Genomic DNA, 17,254 nt, shown 5'->3' on the forward strand with positions numbered 1-17,254 from the left:
TCAAAGCTCTAATGAGAATGGATTGAAATTGGTTTTCACATCATAATGATCGACATTATCTTTTCTTTTTAAATAGTTTGAAACTTGATATGTAATTGGTAGAGCACATACTTCATACAGTACTTTGAGCAAATACATCGTTCCAATGATTTGCCAAATTCCTGCGTAAGGTATTATGAATAAAAACGCAATATGGGTAAAAAGCACTGTATCAATGCCAACGCCAATCACAGTACTTGTAATTGCACGCAGCCAAAGTCGCTCTCCAGATGTTAGTACTTTGAGTTTGGCCAAAATAATTGAATTGGTAAATTCACCGAAAAAGTAACTGATGACTGAAGCTAAGAAAACTCTTAAGGTGCCTTGGTAAACTGTTGCATAGGCTTCTTGATGAGGCCAATAGGGGGATGGGGTTAAATAAATGGTAATCCAGGTACCCAAAAATACAATGGTATTCGCGAGTAATGCCATCCAAATAATTCGCCTGCTCACTTTGAATCCGTACACCTCTGTTAAAATATCATCGAAAACATAAGTTAAAGGGAAAAAAATTAAACCGGCAGCAAAATTGATTGAACCCCAAGCAGCGATTTTAAACGCAGCTAAATTTGATAAGATTAAAAAAGTTGTAAACAGTATCCCTACACTGATAACGCTGGATTTGTTCGCCGCAGTGTGTTTCGGAAATTTTTTGATTAAATCCAGATTATTAGTTTGCTCGGCGGAATATAAAGCCGCAATATGTGCCACATCTTCGCGTGAAAAATTATCCAGCCAATTTTTTTGATACAATTCATTTACAGGTTTATCAAAAGTTGTTGCTTTACCAGTTACTTGGATTTTCACATAAACCTTGGCGGTGTTTTGATAATTGCCATCAACTGCGATAATCCTATACGCATTAGAAATAATTTTATCTGTTGGTATTTGAAACAGTTGTTTTATTTGCTGAAATAATTTATTGATCATGATTTTTAGATTGAGGAACAATAATGTCTGACTCGCTTATTATGCCTAAAAATAAAACAAAAGTCAGTATGCTTGTGCCCGAAATTCTGATTGGTACCACAATTCGAATGGAGCCCCTTTCCATAAGGCATTATGACTGTTTGCGTTCTCCAGCTGATGATGCACGAATTTGGACTTATATGCCAAATAAAGCGAACGGCATGTTTTATGAATCTTGGTTTCAAGATTGTTTGATGAAGCAGATGCAAGGCATGCAACTTACTTATGTCATAAGGCGACTCAAAGATAATGAATTAATTGGAAGTCGTGCATATTATGAGATAGAGCCACAGCATAAAAAACTGGAAGTTGGATACGGTTGGCTTACTCCATCAGTATGGGGTAAGCGATACAATCACGAGTCTTTGCTGTTATTATTTCAGAATGCATTTGAAACATGGAATATTAACCGAGTCCAAATCGCAACCGATCCTCGTAACGTTAAAAACTACAATACTTTAAAAAAATTAGGGGCAATTCATGAGGGAATTCTACGCCAACATATGATCCATCATAATGGCCAAGTCACAGATACCGCCTTGTTTAGCATTCTTGCTGAAGAATGGCCTGGGGTGAAAAAGAGGCTGGTGGAACGACTAAAACGTGTGGAATATTAATTGAAGCGCAAGGCAGAAAAAATCCACTTCATGCCCCAATGCCATATATTCAATCATAATTTAAATTTATCACCTATTTTTTGAATTAGATTGGATCTAAGGCTTAAAATCATTACAATAGTGTTACAGTGAAAACACAGTACGTCATTAGTCATCTGTTAAAGATCATTGTCCCTAACTTGTAAAAGTATATTGAAGTATATTGAAGTATATTGAACATATCAAAAATGAAGCAATGTAATTCTTGTGAGAATATACAAAGAGACTTATAATTGAGCACTTTTTTGAGTGAAATCACTATGTCTAAAAAAATTACAATATCTAAGAGTTCTTTTTTTGAAGATTTAATAACAAAACAACATTTTTTAACTCAGCCTGACGCTCCTTTTCTCTGGGACGAGATGGTTGCAGAGAAAGAAAATATAAAAAAAATAAAAAGAGAAAAAGACAGTGATGTATTTTTTGCTTACATTGAATCCCGATTTGCTTATGCTTATGCCAAGCTCTTTAATGCTAAGTTAATGGAAAGAAATGTAAACGCAAGTGATGAAGAACATTCAGAAGTTAAAAAAATCTTAGCATATTTCATTAGCGATGATATAAGTAGGCACTCTTCCCAAGTGTCTCAAATTAATGCTTTTCGTCGATGGATAGATACAGCCTTCATCTTGAGGAAAATGCATAATTATGAAGGATATTTTTTGGTGCGTGACACCTTAATGGAAATGGAAGAAGAACTTCAATTAACACAAAATAAAGCGTTTAAATCCCATCTTAAAATGTACAACCAACTCGTACAGATCAATGCCACACTAATTGATGAACAATTAAAAACAGATTACAGCAGAATTCCGTTGCAAGATTTTGCAAACCCAGACGGTTTTGCCAAGAGAGGCAAGGCGGGTCCAAGACTTAAAACGTTTTTTGAGGGTAGGGAGTACATAGAGTCTTGCCTTGAAAGAGAGATAATGGGGGCTCAAGGAGGCAATCAAATTAAGATGTTTTGTAAGTGGATTGATATAGCAATTGATCTAAGAAAAAAGCATAATTATGAGGGATATTTTTTAGTGATTACCAATTTACAATTGATCGATAGAGTGATTAAAGCAGGGGATCTTTCTCAGTCTTATCTTAAAAAATACAATCAACTTCTCGCGCATGCAAGTCCATTCGACAATTTTGGAAAACTTAGAAAACTATGGGGTAACGATAATTCTCCTGATAAATTAATCTCTACTTTCTACTGGACCAAGGAGTTAGCTAATCTTAATGAAAAAATGGAGCAGCAAGAAGGTAATGAGGATATACTCGTATTAATGCTTCGAGAAAAAAATAGAAAACTTGCTCTTATCGCTAAAGAGCAGCAAAGTTTTGCAGGTAGGGTTGTAAGTTATTCGACTAAGATACCAAAGCATTTGGAATCTGAATTTGCAACCATAGAGAAGCAATACAACAACAATAAAGAAGAAGTAGCACGAGCAAAATTTTTAAATACAAGAGGAGCCTAGTTTAGGTTTAGAAAATACTTTGTGAACCTAGTCGCCAATTGGAAAAAGGGACAACAATTACAGTGTGCTAAAGCTTCGCACACTTGCACGCACTTGTCATCCTCGCAAAGGCAGGGACGACAAAATTGTGCAGGGGTATATGTGTGCGAGATGTTGTCTACAGTCCTTGCACTTAGTGGCTTTTAAACTTCATTTCACCATCTTTATAAGTCACTTTAATTGTTTCACCTGACTTAAATTTCCCCATCAGTATATCTTGAGCGAGAGGATTTTCCACTTGCTGCTGAATAGTGCGTTTCAAAGGTCTTGCACCATATACCGGATCAAAGCCTGCTTCTGCTAAATGCGTTAGGGCTTCCTGAGTTACATCAAGATGAATATCTTGTTGTTTCAAGCGTTTTTGCAAATAAGCAATTTGAATCGCAGCAATTTTTGCAATTTGGTCTTTTGCAAGAGAATGAAAGACCACAGTATCATCAATACGGTTAATGAATTCAGGACGAAAGTGTTGTCGTACCATCTCCATTACTGCATCTTTAATTTGTTCGTATTTAAATTTATCACCCATCTCCTGAATTAGATTGGAGCCAAGATTTGAGGTCATTACAATAATGGTATTGCGAAAATCAACAGTACGTCCTTGGCCATCTGTCAAACGACCATCGTCCATAACTTGTAACAGTATATTGAACACATCGGCATGCGCTTTTTCTACTTCATCAAGTAATATTACTGAATAAGGTCTGCGACGCACTGCTTCGGTTAAATATCCACCTTCTTCATAGCCTACATATCCTGGTGGTGCACCAATCAGGCGAGCAACAGAATGCTTTTCCATAAATTCGGACATGTCGATACGAACCATAGCTTCTTCAGTATCAAAGAGAAATGAAGCAAGGGCTTTACATAATTCAGTTTTACCTACACCAGTGGGACCAAGGAACAAAAATGAACCTATAGGTCGATTAGGATCTGATAATCCAGCACGTGAACGACGAATGGCATTGGATACAGCATCTATTGCTTCATTTTGACCTATGAGACGATTATGTAGGACTTCTTCCATACGCAATAACTTTTCCTTTTCACCCTCCATCATTTTGGCTACAGGTATACCGGTCCACTTGGAAACAACTTCTGCGACCTCATCTTCGGTCACTTTATTTCGTACTAATTTGTTCTCATGAGACTCCACTTCAGCTACTTGCGCTAAACGTTTTTCAAGTTCAGGAATACGACCATATTGTAATTCAGACATACGGCTTAAATCCCCAGCTCGTCGTGCAGTTTCCATTTCAAGCTTTGCTTGTTCTAGGGACTCTTTAATTTGTGTGGCTCCCTGCATGGTTGCTTTTTCAGCCTTCCATACTTCTTCCAAATCAGAATAGTTATGTTCCAATTCGTCAATGGTATTTTGTAAATCATCAAGTCGTTTTTTAGATGCTTCATCATGTTCTTTTTTGAGTGCTTCACGTTCAATTTTCAGTTGAATTAAACGTCGCTCTAATTTATCCATACTTTCAGGTTTTGAATCGATTTCCATACGAATCAAGCTTCCTGCTTCATCGATTAAATCAATTGCTTTATCCGGTAGTTGTCTGTCTGTAATATATCGATGCGATAGAGTAGCCGCTGCGACTATAGCTGGGTCGGTAATTTCAACTCCATGATGTACTTCATAACGCTCTTTTAAACCTCGAAGAATAGCAATTGTGTCTTCAACACTAGGCTCATCGACCAAAACTTTCTGGAAACGACGTTCTAAAGCGGCGTCTTTTTCGATGTATTGTCGGTATTCATCAAGGGTGGTTGCACCGATACAATGGAGTTCTCCACGTGCTAAAGCAGGTTTCAACATGTTACCCGCATCCATTGCACCTTCAGCTTTTCCAGCGCCAACCATAGTATGAAGTTCATCAATAAAGAGAATAATCTGACCTTCTTGTTTTGCTAAATCATTAAGAACAGCCTTGAGTCGTTCTTCAAATTCACCGCGATATTTTGCTCCGGCAATTAAGGCGCCCATATCTAAAGAAAGCAAGCGTTTGTTTTTTAAACCTTCTGGAACTTCTCCATTAATAATGCGTTGTGCCAATCCTTCAACAATCGCGGTTTTCCCAACACCAGGCTCACCGATTAAAACAGGATTGTTTTTAGTACGTCTTTGCAACACTTGGATGGTTCGACGAATTTCATCATCACGACCAATTACAGGATCTAATTTACCTTGCTCCGCACGGGCGGTTAGGTCAAGCGTATATTTTTCTAAAGCTTGACGTTGCTCTTCGGCGTTAGGATCGTTAATGGTTTCTCCTCCTCGTAACTCATTAATAGCGCCTTCAATTGCTTTAACTTCACCACCTGCTTGTTTCAGGATACGAGAAAGACTACCCTCTTCACTTATTGCTGCTAAAATAAAAAGTTCACTGGAGATAAAATTATCTTTCTTTTGTTGCGCTAACTTATCCGTAAGATTTAATAAACGATTCAATCCGTTGGAAAGATGGATGTCACCTCCAATTCCAGATACTTTTGGAAGTTTATCTAATGCTTGATCTAAAAGTGTTCTTAGTAGAGGGATATTAACCCCAGCTTTACTGAGTAAAGGTCTGCAACTTCCTCCTTGTTGATCTAGAAGAGCCTTCATTAGGTGTTCTGGCTCTATAAATCCATTATCTCTTCCTAAAGCTAATGATTGGGCATCTGCTAAGGCTATTTGAAACTTTGATGTCAGTTTATCCATTCTCATAATATATAACCTTTTTATAATGGGTGTTAATTTTCTTGTATCTACCGTAAAATGAGGTTTAATTTAATTTTTTCAAGTGATTCATTATGACAAATGACCATTCTTCTAATTCTAATCCGGATTCTCAAGCTTTGCTGAATCAAATCATCATTGATTATATGAAAGAAGCAAAAAGGAAACGCAGATGGAAATGGGTAATGCGTGTAATTTATTTACTAATTATTTTGTTCATAGTTTATCGGGTGTCGTTAAGTACTAATGAAGACATAGGTACCAACATTAAACCTCATGTAGGTGTAGTAGATATTACTGGCGAAATGTCTGAAGCTAAAGCCAATGCAGATGATTTTGCTAAGGGTTTGGATTCAGCTTATAAAAATTCTGGGTTAAAGGCATTGATTGTTCGTATTAATAGTCCTGGCGGTAGTCCTGTTCAGGCTGAATACATGTATAACATTGTAAAATTTTATCAAAAAAAATATCCGGATATAAAAATTTATTCAGTATGTGTGGATGCTTGTGCCTCTGCCGCATATTATGTTGCTGTTGCAGCGGATAATATTTACGCCAGTCCCGCGAGCATGGTTGGTTCTATAGGTGTTTTGTATAATGGTTTTGGTTTTGTTGATCTCATCAACAAGATAGGTGTTTCACGTAGATTACAAACCTCAGGTGCTAATAAATCATTTTTGGATCCTTTTTCTCCTGAAACAGATTTTGCAAAACAAAAGTTGCAAGTTATGTTGGATCAAGTTCATCAGCAATTTATTAGTAGAGTAAAAGAGGGACGGGGGAGCCGCTTGCACATTGACGATGAAACATTTTCTGGACTTTTTTGGACTGGTGAGCAAGCTTTAACGATGGGGCTAATTGATGGTTTGGCGAGCAGCGGACAGGTCGCTCGTGATGTGATTAAAGTTCCAGAGGTTATTGATTACACTCATAAGCAAAATCTTTTTGATCGCGTGACCAAGAATTTGGGAACTGCGTTGGCTGATGAACTGCCATTAAGTTTTGGAGCGAAACAAGGATTTAAGTAATTTGTTGTCTGGATTAGCACAGTATAATCCGGGCGTATCCACAAATTTTTCAATCTACCTATCGCGCTTCATGCGCGATTTGAAAAATACGTGAATTACATCACAGAGATGCTTTGATAAGTGATGAATTAAATCAAAATAAAATTTTAAGTACTTGTAGTCTGAGTGAAGCGAAGTGAAACCCGGGTTACGGCTTCGCCTTCACCCAGGCCACATATATTGTTACATCGAGTAGCCTGGGTGCAGCCCAGCGGAACCCGGGATATAGGCTTGATTTTTATTGAAACCCGGGTTACGGCCTTTCACCCTGGCCACTTTTTAAGTTAATGTCATACATGAGCGGATACTAATAATTCTGAACAGCTGATTCTTTATTATTTCAAAACAGGTGAAATCGTTTGTAATAACGATTTAAATACCTTAGGTGTGCCAGCAACAATATCCCCATGTTTTAGAAAATCATCGCCTCCTTGTAAATCACTAATTAATCCACCTGCTTCTCTAATTAATAATGATCCCGCAGCAATATCCCAAGGACGTAATCCTAACTCCCAAAATCCATCAAGTCGACCGCTGGCAACATAGGCCAAATCAAGTGCGGCTGATCCTGTTCTTCTAACCCCAGCACATTTACCAAATAATGCTTCAAAAGTAGGCAAGTATTTTTGTGCCATAGTAACATCGCGTGATGGGAAGCCAGTTCCTAAAAGTGAAGACACAAGTTGAGTTTGTTTGGAAACACGTATTCTCCGATCATTCAATCGTGCTCCGCGTCCTCGGCTTGCAGCAAAACATTCATGGCGTAAAGGATCGTAGATAACCCCATGTTCGATTCTTCCTTTCATTTTTACAGCTATAGAAACGGAAAAGAAAGGAAATCCATGTAGGTAGTTGGATGTTCCATCGAGTGGATCAATAATCCAGATTGACTCGCCATCTCCTTCTTGTACACCACTTTCTTCAGCAAGAATACCGTGCTCCGGATATGCTTTATGAATTGTATGAATAATTGCTTGTTCGGCTTTAATGTCTACTTCACTAAAATATTCATGGTTATTTTTAGCGGTAATTTTGAGGCGATCCACTTGCTCCATATGTCGAATGATAATTTCACCGGCTTGTCGTGCCGCGTTAACTGCTATATTTAAAAGTGGTTCCATGAATATACTCTTTAATCTACAAAACCGGTGATTCTATCATATTTTTTTTGAGCAAAGAGAGTGAAATATGAAAAAAGCAAAAATCGTAAAAAAGGCGGTTCAATGATATGATATAGAGATCCCAATGCATTAATTAAAAGTTTTTTATGAATTTAAGTTCAATCCGTATTATTTTAGTAGCAACATCTCATCCTGGTAATATAGGCTCAACAGCCAGAGCAATGAAAACAATGGGATTAAGCTCACTGTATTTGGTCAAGCCTAAATCTTTTCCTGATTATAAGGCAAGAGAAATGGCGGCAGGTGCTGATGATCTTTTGGAGCGTGCCATTGTCACTGAAACTTTAGATGAAGCACTAATCGGGTGTCAGCTTATTTTGGGAACTAGTGCAAGACCTAGAGGACTTTCCTTACCAGGATTAATTCCTGCTTCCAGCGCGGATTTAATTAGTAAACAAGCTGAAAATACTCAAATTGCCATTGTATTTGGAAGGGAACATGCAGGTCTTACTAATGAAGAACTGCTAAAATGTCATTATCATATTCATATTCCAAGCAATCCAGAGTATGCTTCGCTTAATCTGGCACAGGCAGTACAGATAGTTGCTTATGAGTTGCGAATGAAATTATTAGCACCTAAGGCTGAAGTAGCATTGCGTCAGGATGAATATGCTACAGCAGATGAAATCGAACAATTTTACGAACATCTAAAAAAAGTTTTTATTGAGATTCAATTTTTAAAAGCTTCAAATCCGCGACGTTTAATGCAGCGAGTACGGAGGTTATTTAATCGCGTAAACTTAGAAAAAATGGAAGTGAACCTGTTACGAGGAATGCTAAGTCAAGTACAGAAATCGTTGGAATGGGCAGGTAAAAGAGGCTTAAGTGAACGGGATAATTAAAATACCAATCTATTTTGATTATATGGCTACAACGCCTGTTGACCCACGTGTAGTGGAGCGCATGATCCATTATTTGGGGCCGGATGGTGATTTTGGTAATCCTTCTTCTATAACCCATGAATATGGACGAGTTGCAGCTCTTGCTGTGGAACATGCGCGCATGCAAGTTGCAGATTCAATTCACGCATCAGCATCAGATATAGTATTTACCTCAGGTGCTACAGAAGCAAATAATTTGGGAATAATCGGTGCCGCTCATTTTTACCAGAATAAAGGGAAACATTTAGTTACAATGAGTACAGAGCATAAAGCAGTGCTCGATAGTTTTAACCGTTTGGAAAAAGATGGATTTGAGGTAACTTACCTTCATCCTGAACCCAATGGGTTACTCGATCTGGAACAATTGGCCCAAGTTTTAAGACACGATACCATTTTGGTTTCTATCATGCATGTAAACAATGAAATTGGCGTAATTCAGGATATTGAGTCCATTGGGGCTTTATTACGTAATAAAGGCATTATATTTCATGTGGATGCGGCTCAAAGTGCAGGGAAAATTCCTATCGATCTAACTCGTCTTTCTGTAGATTTAATGGCACTTTCCGCACATAAAAATTATGGACCCAAAGGTGTTGGTGCACTTTATGTTCGACACAAACCACGAATTCGTCTCCAGCCGCAAAGCTTTGGTGGTGGGCATGAAGGAGGCCTACGTTCAGGAACCTTAGCCACGCATCAAATTGTTGGTATGGGGGAAGCATTCGCATTGGCTGAAGGTGTTCGAGAAGAAGAACAATCACGACTTTTAAAATATCGCCAGCGTTTATGGGATGGCATTAAGCATCTGCCAGGTATTCAACTTAATGGAGACAAACAACAGCGGATTGCGGGGAATCTGAATATCAGCTTTGCTGGTTTGGATGGCGATTCCTTATTGTTAGCCTTGAACGAGTTAGCATTGTCTACTACATCAGCATGTACTTCTGCCAGTATTCAACCTTCTTACGTGCTGAGGGAACTGGGCTTAAGTGATGACTTAGCACAAAGTACTATAAGATTATCCATGGGACGTTTTACTAAGGAAGAAGAAGTGGAGCACGCAATTCGTGTTATTTGTACGCAAGTAACTCGATTGCGTGAAATGTCGCCGTCATGATGTATAATAGAACTGTACAAGATTGTTTTTTTTCACCCAGGCATGTGGGAGTTGTTGATTTAACAAAGCGTTTTGCAATCGTTGTTAAAAACAATCAAAAAGGCCAAGGAATTATTGAGTTTTACATGCAGTATAATTCAGAGGGTACAATTGTGCGGGCTTGCTTTAAAGCCAATGGTAATCCTTATGTCATAGCAAGTCTAGAATGGTTATGCAGGCAGCTGGAAGGGCAGACTATCAATACTGCCCCACAAATTGATTACCCATTAATTGTTAAAAAATTGGATATCCCTGTTGCTCAGTACCCTATAGCATTAAGAATTGTGGATGTTTATAAAGAAGCATTGCTATTAATAAAAGAAGATAAATCGAATTGAGAGGTAACATAATGAGCGTCGTAATGCATCATGTAGAAAGTGCAGTACCGGAAATCAGTTTTACTGAAGCAGCGATAAAACACGTAGTGTCTTATTTGCAGAGAAATTCTGAATATACTGGAATTCGGTTATCTGTAAAAAAAACGGGCTGCTCTGGTTTATCTTATGTAGTCGATTATGTCCTTGCTCCTCTGGATGGTGATTTAATACTTGCTTTGACTGAAAATTATAGTGTATGTATTGATAAATCCAGTTATCCCTTCTTGAAAAATATGAGCGTTGATTATGTAAAACAGGGATTAAATTATAAATTTGTTTTTAATAATCCTAACCAGACAGGACAATGTGGGTGTGGAGAGAGTTTTACTGTGGATTAGAAATAATACATTGATGGAACACAATACCGCGAACGATCAGATTTTACCTCCAGCTGCTTCGCTTTAAGCAGTCATTTTTGTGCTTTTGGACCTATCTATCCTTAAAAAATTATATGAACCCGTTTTATTAAGAATATTTTTTTAAAATAAATAAGCACTTACGATTTTTCTTTATTTAAAGAAATAAAAAAGCACAAATTTACTTATTATTATCCAACACTTAAGAAAAAATAATAAAGGTGAATAAATTAATTAATAAATTCGCCTTGTCCATTTTAGTTGTAAAGTGGTAAAATTTTTTTTTACTTAATATTTCCTTAAGAAATGAATATCATTAAAATAATATTTACACTCTTTGAGATGTTTGATACTATATAGGCCATAGTGTTCGGTGAGTGTATGTACTGGGCATAATTTTATTTGTTTATTTCATTAATTTGTACTAGGAGACTTAAATGAGCACAGATACAATGGTGCAAAGCAGCGAAGCACTGTCACATCAAGTAATTCATGCTGTTAAAGGTTATTTAACCAGTGTTAGTAATAAAGACTCTAACTTGAATTTATATCAATTAATCGTTGAAGAAGTTGAAGCACCTTTATTTCGCACGGTTATGGAATTAACCCGTTACAACCAATCAAAAGCTGCGCGTGTTCTTGGCGTGAGTCGTGGTACTTTGCGTACTAAATTAAAGCGTTATTTTGATGACGAATTTATCGGAACTCGTGATTTCTAAGTGATTAGAATAACTTGGTTTCGTCGGTTTTATCTTATTAAATTTGTTAATGTAGTGGTCTTTGACTAGGCACTCTGCTACTATTGATATCAGAGTTGGTCAGACAATCGCTCTTTGCTTTTTGCAAAGGGAGGAAAGTCCGGGCTCCAAAGGGTAGAGTGCCAGGTAACGCCTGGGAGGTGTGAACCTACGGAAAGTGCCACAGAAAATATACCGCCTCTTTGTAGGTAAGGGTGAAATGGTGCGGTAAGAGCGCACCGCACGGCTGGCAACAGGCGTGGCAGGGAAAACCCCACTCGGAGCAAGACCAAATAGGAGTCCATTTGGCTGAAAAGCCATTACGTGTGGCCCGCACGGGACTCGGGTAGGTCGCTTGAGGCATGTGGTGACACATGTCCCAGATGAATGATTGTCCATGACAGAACCCGGCTTATCGACCGACTCTTTTTATTTTCGTACTTATATCGCTCTCCTAAAATCTGGTCAAAAAACTTATCAATTCATGAAATGGCGTTGACTTAAGGATGTGGTCTGGGTGAAGGCAAAGCCGTTATCCGTAGGCCAGGCATCATTCAAGCTTGGATCCTGGGTTTCGCTACGCTGCACCCAGGCTACAATTTTCTTTTAGTTGACGCCATTAGCTCAATAGATCGAAACTTTTGTAGATTAATAGCCTAACTTTCTTATTTCTTTTAAGAAGTCATCAATTTGTCCTTAGTGTATATTGAATTTTCATTTAACTAAGAAATAATGTTATTAGTTGCTCAAATAGGTTATAATATGATCATCTTGTTTTAATGTGTCAAAAAATATTATGATGATTCAACAGCTACAGGCCATTTTTTCTAATCCAGAAGTAATCTCCATTAAGCCAGGTCTCCTAGAGCAAATTAAGGATCTCGCTGAAATCGGGTTTAGTGAAAAACTAAATAAATTCATTAGATCAAATAAAAAGAAATTTGAGTTATACAAGTCTACCAAGTTTGATGCATCAAAATACAATGAGAACTATTTGAAGTTCCTAAATGAGCTCATTGATGCCTTGTCTTTGACTAAAGAAGATATCGTTACAGAAACTATTCGTTGGAAATATGCTGACCTTAAGCATATTAACAGGTATGATAAAACTAAAAATCAGCTTACTCAAACCATTGAGGATTCTGATCTCGCTACGAATGTTATCATACGACTGGAAGCATTTAGAAAAAAGTTAGATCCCATTAAAAATCAACAACAAGTCTTCCAACAACAAATCTTTCAAGCTAAGACTTTAGTAAATTTAACAAACGATGATGTAGTTGCAAATCGGAGCAACCTGACCAGAATGCAAGGCGACTATCTTAATTTGCTGTCAAGTTCAGAAACTTCGCTTGAATCATTAGCTGAGTTTGACAGGAATTTTGATCTTTTGTTTGGTCAGAAAACTTCTTCCGCACTTCAGCAAGAGCTTGCTGAAAGAAAGCGCATTATGGGTAGAATCATAGAAGAATGTGTAGCAACCTCAGTTGAAGAAGGAATTAAGAAGGAGCAATCTAAGCTTAACGAACTCATAAAGAACACTGAATCGATTTTGGAGCAAGCCACAGATTTAAAAAAATTAAGTGAACTGTTTCAGCAAGTCAAAACTATTGAAAGAGTTGTCACACAAAAAGCAGCTGAGCTACTATCACCATCTGATGTTCAAAAACTGAAACAACTCATTCAATTTATTGAAGAGAAGGAAAAAGAGATACTGAGGATTAAAGAAGGGATTACGGGTGCCGAAAAAGTACATCAACAAACTATCCAGGCTATTGAGAAGATTGAGAAATCAATTCAGCAAAAAAAAGAACAAGCCGCATCGTTTTTAGAAGAAATGAGAAACTCAAGCAGTAAAGATCAACAAAAAGCAGTAGAAGAAGACCATGTTCCTGTAGAAGTGGATCAACGAACTGACCAGACTGTTGGGGTGATTGAACAACCCATTCAGCAAAAAAATGAACAAGCCGAATCATTTAAAGAGCAACCACCAACAAGAGAAGATCACCAAGACAATGGCGAGCCTCCTCCGGAAAGCGACCGGATACTCAAAGTAAAGAAAGCGCGACTACAAGAGGCAATCTCATTAATAAACGCATATAAAGAAACATTAGAATACGAAAAAAAACATTCGATAAAATTTTTCCATAGATCACGAAATCAAGCGAAGATTGACTATTGCAATTTATTAAAAAATGAACTTAGCACGAAAGTTGATGGTTTAAAGTCTGATAGCAAGTTACTTTCGATTATTAAAGAAGCCCATGAAAAAGCGATCAAGAGCTGTGATGCTCAAGAAGTCACCAAAGGGGGTAGTTATTTCGGTACAAGCCGCATGCTCAGTGTACAACGACTTTTGGGTATTGCAGAAGCCTGGGAAACGAAAGGGCGCTCCAAGTTTCTTGGATTCTCCAGGAAGTCGGATTTTCATGGGCTTAAAACCTCGGGTATCGTTACTGAGCACGAAAAAAAGACCGTGGAGAATTTTTATAATGAAGAAGCTGAAAGTAATGATGCATACCAGAAGCTAAAAGAACAGGTATTCCCGAAAGCAACCGGCAATAGTAAAACACTGAATTAATAAAATTCACTTAATTTGAACTCAAGAAAGAGTGCTTCTTTAATTTTGTAGCCGGATTAAGCTGCGCTAATCCGAGCTACAATGTTTGTATCAATAATACAAATGTTATCAATTTTTTATCCAAGATTACTAATTTTCTAGCAAGTGCTTTTTTAGCAGAGTATTAATTTGCTCAGGATTAGCCTTTCCTTTGGTTTGCTTCATGATTTGTCCCACGAAGAAGGCCAATAATTTTTCTTTCCCGGCTCTGTAATCAGCTGCTTGCTCAGGGTATTGTTGAATCAATTTAATAATCATTTCCTCCCATGCAGCAGTATCATCGGTTTGTTGATAGCCTTCACGTGCGATAATTGCTTCAATATCTTCCTCACCGGCCCATAGTAAGGCAAAAATAGCGCGTGCATTGTTTAGAGAAATAGAGTTGTCATGGAGTTTATCGAGAAGACGTCCCATAAGTTTTGCTGAGATTCGTGGTGTATCAAAAGTTAAATTTTCTTCATTTAAAGCAGCAGCGTATTGGCCTTTTAACCAATTAATAATCATTTTTTCCGGGGCGCTACATTGACTTTTAATTGATTTAAAAAATTGATAAGCGCTGGGTGAAGAAAGAATAAAATTAATGTCTTCATCATTGAGAGAAGGTGTGTTTTTTAATTCAGCATGTATTTTATCAGGTAAGTCCGGTAAATTATTCTTAACTTCAGCAATAAGGAAGCGGGTGATTTGTATTGGTAGCAAATCAGGATCAGGAAAATATCGGTAATCATTTTCATTTTCTTTACTGCGCATAGCATGCGTAGTATGCGTGTCAGGATTGTACAGACGCGTTTCTTGAATTACTTTTTGTCCACTTTCCAACAGATCTTGATGTCGTGATTGCTCATAAGCAATCGCTTTCTCAATGAAACGAAAGGAATTCAAATTCTTCAATTCAGTTCGTGTTCCTAAAACAGAAGCCCCTTTAGGTTTTAATGATAAATTGACATCACAGCGGAAATTCCCTTCTTGCATATTACCATCGCAAATGCCTAAAAACTGAACCAATTGATGCAGTTTTTTAAGATAGCTCACTGCTTCATGGCTTGAAAACATACAGGGGGCAGTTACTATCTCTAATAGAGGGGTTCCTGCTCGGTTCAGATCAATACCGCTATAGCCAGAATGAACCCCGTGCAATGATTTACCTGCATCTTCTTCTAAATGAGCGCGGGCAATCAAAATATCTTTTACACTACCGTCATTCAGAGTAAGTGCTAATGTACCATTGCTGACTATAGGTTTTTGAAATTGGCTGATTTGATAGCCTTTGGGTAAATCCGGATAAAAATAGTTTTTGCGCTCAAAAACAGATTGATCATTAATGTCTGCTTGAATCGCCAAGCCAAACTGAATGGCCATAATGACTGCTTCTTGGTTCAATACGGGCAAAACTCCGGGAAACCCTGCATCGATAAAGCACGTTTGAGAATTAGCGGCAGAACCAAAAGCCGTAGCTGCGCCAGAGAAAAGTTTCGATTTTGTTTTTAGCTGAATATGTACTTCAAGGCCAATGACTGTATCCCATTCCATAATTCACCTTTATTGGTTTGGACTGGCTAAATGCCAGTTGGTCTGTTGTTGATAATGATGAGCAATCTGGAGCAAGTGGCTTTCACCAAAATGTTTGCCCATGAGTTGCAAACCTATAGGTAATCCCTGAGCGAATCCTGTGGGGATGGAAATTGCAGGGAGCCCAGCAAGATTAGCAGCTACTGTAAATACATCAGCAAGGTAATTTTGAATTGGATCAGCAATTTTTTCACCAAGTTTAAAGGCGCACGTTGGGGATGTTGGTCCAAGAATAACATCAACAGACTTGAGCGTTGTGACAAGTTCTTCCTGGATAAGGCGACGAATTTTCTGGGCTTGTAAATAATAAGCATCAAAATATCCCGATGAAAGTACATGTGTTCCCGTAAGAATTCGACGCTTTACTTCTATTCCAAAGCCTTCACTGCGCGTATTGCGAATAAGCTCAGTTAGTGTTGATGCATGCTCACTGTGATAGCCAAATCGCAAACCATCATAGCGTGATAAATTGGATGAAGCCTCAGCACAAGCCACCACGTAATAGCATGGTACCCATAAAGGTTGCAGCTCCAAATTTAAATGAATAATTTCAGCGCCCATGCTTTCAAAAACCTTTACTGCTTCGAGAATCGCTTGTTGTATTGCGTGATCAACTTGGGGTTGAAAAAAACATGAAGGTAAACCAATTTTTAGTTTGGATAAGGGTTTATTCAGTTCCGCGTAATAATCAGGAATTGTTGATTCAACGGAAGTAGAGTCCTTAGGATCATATCCTGCCATTGCCTGGAGTACCAATGCCAAATCTTCAGCACTGCGCGCCAAAGGCCCGGCCTGATCCAAACTGGACGCATAAGCTATCATTCCATAGCGAGAAATAAGTCCATAAGTAGGTTTTATCCCACTGATTCCGCATAAGGCTGCAGGTTGTCGTATTGAACCTCCAGTATCAGAACCTATAGCGAAAGGAACTAAGCCAGCAGCTACCGCTGCTGCTGAACCTCCTGAAGACCCCCCAGGAACGCGTTCTTTATCCCATGGATTTTTTACAGCACCAAAGTAACTGTTTTCATTGGACGAACCCATAGCAAATTCGTCCATGTTTGTTTTCCCAATCAGCAGGGAACCTTGTTCGAACAACTTACTGACCAACGTTGCTTCATAGGGCGACTGAAAATGTGCAAGCATTTTGGAGGCACAGGTCGTAGGCATGCGTTTAGTACAAAACAAATCTTTTAATGCCATAGGAATGCCAGTAAGGATTTTGCCATGACCTTTTTTTAATTCTTGATCTGCTTTTCGCGCTTCATTAAGAATGTGCTCTTTATCCAAGCTGATAAACGCATTTAAATCTTGATGTTTTTGAATTTGCGTTAGGTAATGTTGGGTTAATTCAACACTAGAGAGTTTACCCTGATGTAACGCTTGGGATAGTTGTTTTAAGGATAAATTTTCCAT

At 38.0% G+C, this 17,254-nt stretch carries 14 protein-coding genes and 1 other RNA gene; 10 read left to right on the forward strand and 5 right to left on the reverse strand.

Features of this window, described 5'->3' with window-relative positions; genetic code table 11:
* Positions 1-969 (reverse strand): queuosine precursor transporter, encoded by a 969-nt coding sequence (locus tag Lstg_RS01290; protein WP_058475850.1) that lies wholly within the window; start codon positions 967-969, stop codon positions 1-3.
* 23 nt (positions 970-992) lie between these two features.
* On the opposite strand from Lstg_RS01290, the gene Lstg_RS01295 reads away from it, so the two are divergent.
* Both Lstg_RS01295 and Lstg_RS01300 read left to right on the forward strand, forming a co-directional pair.
* Positions 993-1,625, forward strand: a complete 633-nt coding sequence (locus tag Lstg_RS01295; RefSeq protein WP_058475851.1) for a GNAT family N-acetyltransferase — start codon at positions 993-995, stop codon at positions 1,623-1,625.
* Positions 1,626-1,924: 299 nt separating this feature from the next.
* Positions 1,925-3,133, forward strand: coding sequence for a RasGEF domain-containing protein (locus Lstg_RS01300; RefSeq protein WP_058475852.1), 1,209 nt, complete (start codon positions 1,925-1,927; stop codon positions 3,131-3,133).
* Positions 3,134-3,305: 172 nt separating this feature from the next.
* On the opposite strand, the gene clpB is transcribed toward Lstg_RS01300, so the two are convergent.
* The gene (clpB, locus tag Lstg_RS01305; protein ID WP_058475853.1) at positions 3,306-5,882 is read right to left on the reverse strand and encodes an ATP-dependent chaperone ClpB; all 2,577 of its coding nucleotides are present in this window, start codon (positions 5,880-5,882) and stop codon (positions 3,306-3,308) included.
* 86 nt (positions 5,883-5,968) lie between these two features.
* On the opposite strand from clpB, the gene Lstg_RS01310 reads away from it, so the two are divergent.
* Positions 5,969-6,922, forward strand: a complete 954-nt coding sequence (locus Lstg_RS01310) for a S49 family peptidase (RefSeq protein ID WP_058475854.1) — start codon at positions 5,969-5,971, stop codon at positions 6,920-6,922.
* A gap of 374 nt (positions 6,923-7,296) precedes the next feature.
* Here the strand turns inward: Lstg_RS01310 and Lstg_RS01315 are convergent, their stop codons facing one another.
* The gene (locus Lstg_RS01315; RefSeq protein WP_058475855.1) at positions 7,297-8,082 is read right to left on the reverse strand and encodes an inositol monophosphatase family protein; all 786 of its coding nucleotides are present in this window, start codon (positions 8,080-8,082) and stop codon (positions 7,297-7,299) included.
* A 146-nt stretch (positions 8,083-8,228) separates the two neighbouring features.
* On the opposite strand from Lstg_RS01315, the gene trmJ reads away from it, so the two are divergent.
* From trmJ to Lstg_RS01345, 7 genes are all read left to right on the forward strand, one after another.
* Positions 8,229-8,984, forward strand: a complete 756-nt coding sequence (gene trmJ, locus Lstg_RS01320) for a tRNA (cytosine(32)/uridine(32)-2'-O)-methyltransferase TrmJ (RefSeq protein WP_058475856.1) — start codon at positions 8,229-8,231, stop codon at positions 8,982-8,984.
* The gene (locus tag Lstg_RS01325) at positions 8,968-10,140 is read left to right on the forward strand and encodes an IscS subfamily cysteine desulfurase (protein ID WP_082650773.1); all 1,173 of its coding nucleotides are present in this window, start codon (positions 8,968-8,970) and stop codon (positions 10,138-10,140) included. Before trmJ ends, Lstg_RS01325 begins: the two co-directional genes overlap by 17 nt.
* The gene (locus tag Lstg_RS01330; RefSeq protein WP_238585346.1) at positions 10,137-10,517 is read left to right on the forward strand and encodes an iron-sulfur cluster assembly scaffold protein; all 381 of its coding nucleotides are present in this window, start codon (positions 10,137-10,139) and stop codon (positions 10,515-10,517) included. Before Lstg_RS01325 ends, Lstg_RS01330 begins: the two co-directional genes overlap by 4 nt.
* Before the next feature lie 11 nt (positions 10,518-10,528).
* A complete protein-coding gene (locus tag Lstg_RS01335) occupies positions 10,529-10,894 on the forward strand; it encodes a HesB/IscA family protein (protein WP_058475857.1) in 366 nt (121 codons plus the stop codon).
* A gap of 455 nt (positions 10,895-11,349) precedes the next feature.
* Positions 11,350-11,631, forward strand: coding sequence for a helix-turn-helix domain-containing protein (locus Lstg_RS01340; RefSeq protein WP_010653492.1), 282 nt, complete (start codon positions 11,350-11,352; stop codon positions 11,629-11,631).
* Positions 11,632-11,722: 91 nt separating this feature from the next.
* An RNA gene (gene rnpB / locus Lstg_RS01900) (RNase P RNA component class A) lies at positions 11,723-12,080 on the forward strand.
* A 599-nt stretch (positions 12,081-12,679) separates the two neighbouring features.
* The gene (locus Lstg_RS01345; protein WP_133129177.1) at positions 12,680-14,230 is read left to right on the forward strand and encodes a hypothetical protein; all 1,551 of its coding nucleotides are present in this window, start codon (positions 12,680-12,682) and stop codon (positions 14,228-14,230) included.
* 129 nt (positions 14,231-14,359) lie between these two features.
* Here the strand turns inward: Lstg_RS01345 and gatB are convergent, their stop codons facing one another.
* Entirely contained in the window at positions 14,360-15,799 is a 1,440-nt protein-coding gene (gatB, locus tag Lstg_RS01350; RefSeq protein WP_058475859.1) for an Asp-tRNA(Asn)/Glu-tRNA(Gln) amidotransferase subunit GatB, read from the reverse strand.
* 9 nt (positions 15,800-15,808) lie between these two features.
* On the reverse strand, positions 15,809-17,254 hold the full coding sequence (gatA, locus tag Lstg_RS01355) for an Asp-tRNA(Asn)/Glu-tRNA(Gln) amidotransferase subunit GatA (RefSeq protein ID WP_058475860.1): 1,446 nt from the start codon (positions 17,252-17,254) through the stop codon (positions 15,809-15,811).

Origin of the sequence: Legionella steigerwaltii (genome assembly GCF_001468065.1) — a bacterium.
Lineage (GTDB): Bacteria > Pseudomonadota > Gammaproteobacteria > Legionellales > Legionellaceae > Legionella > Legionella steigerwaltii.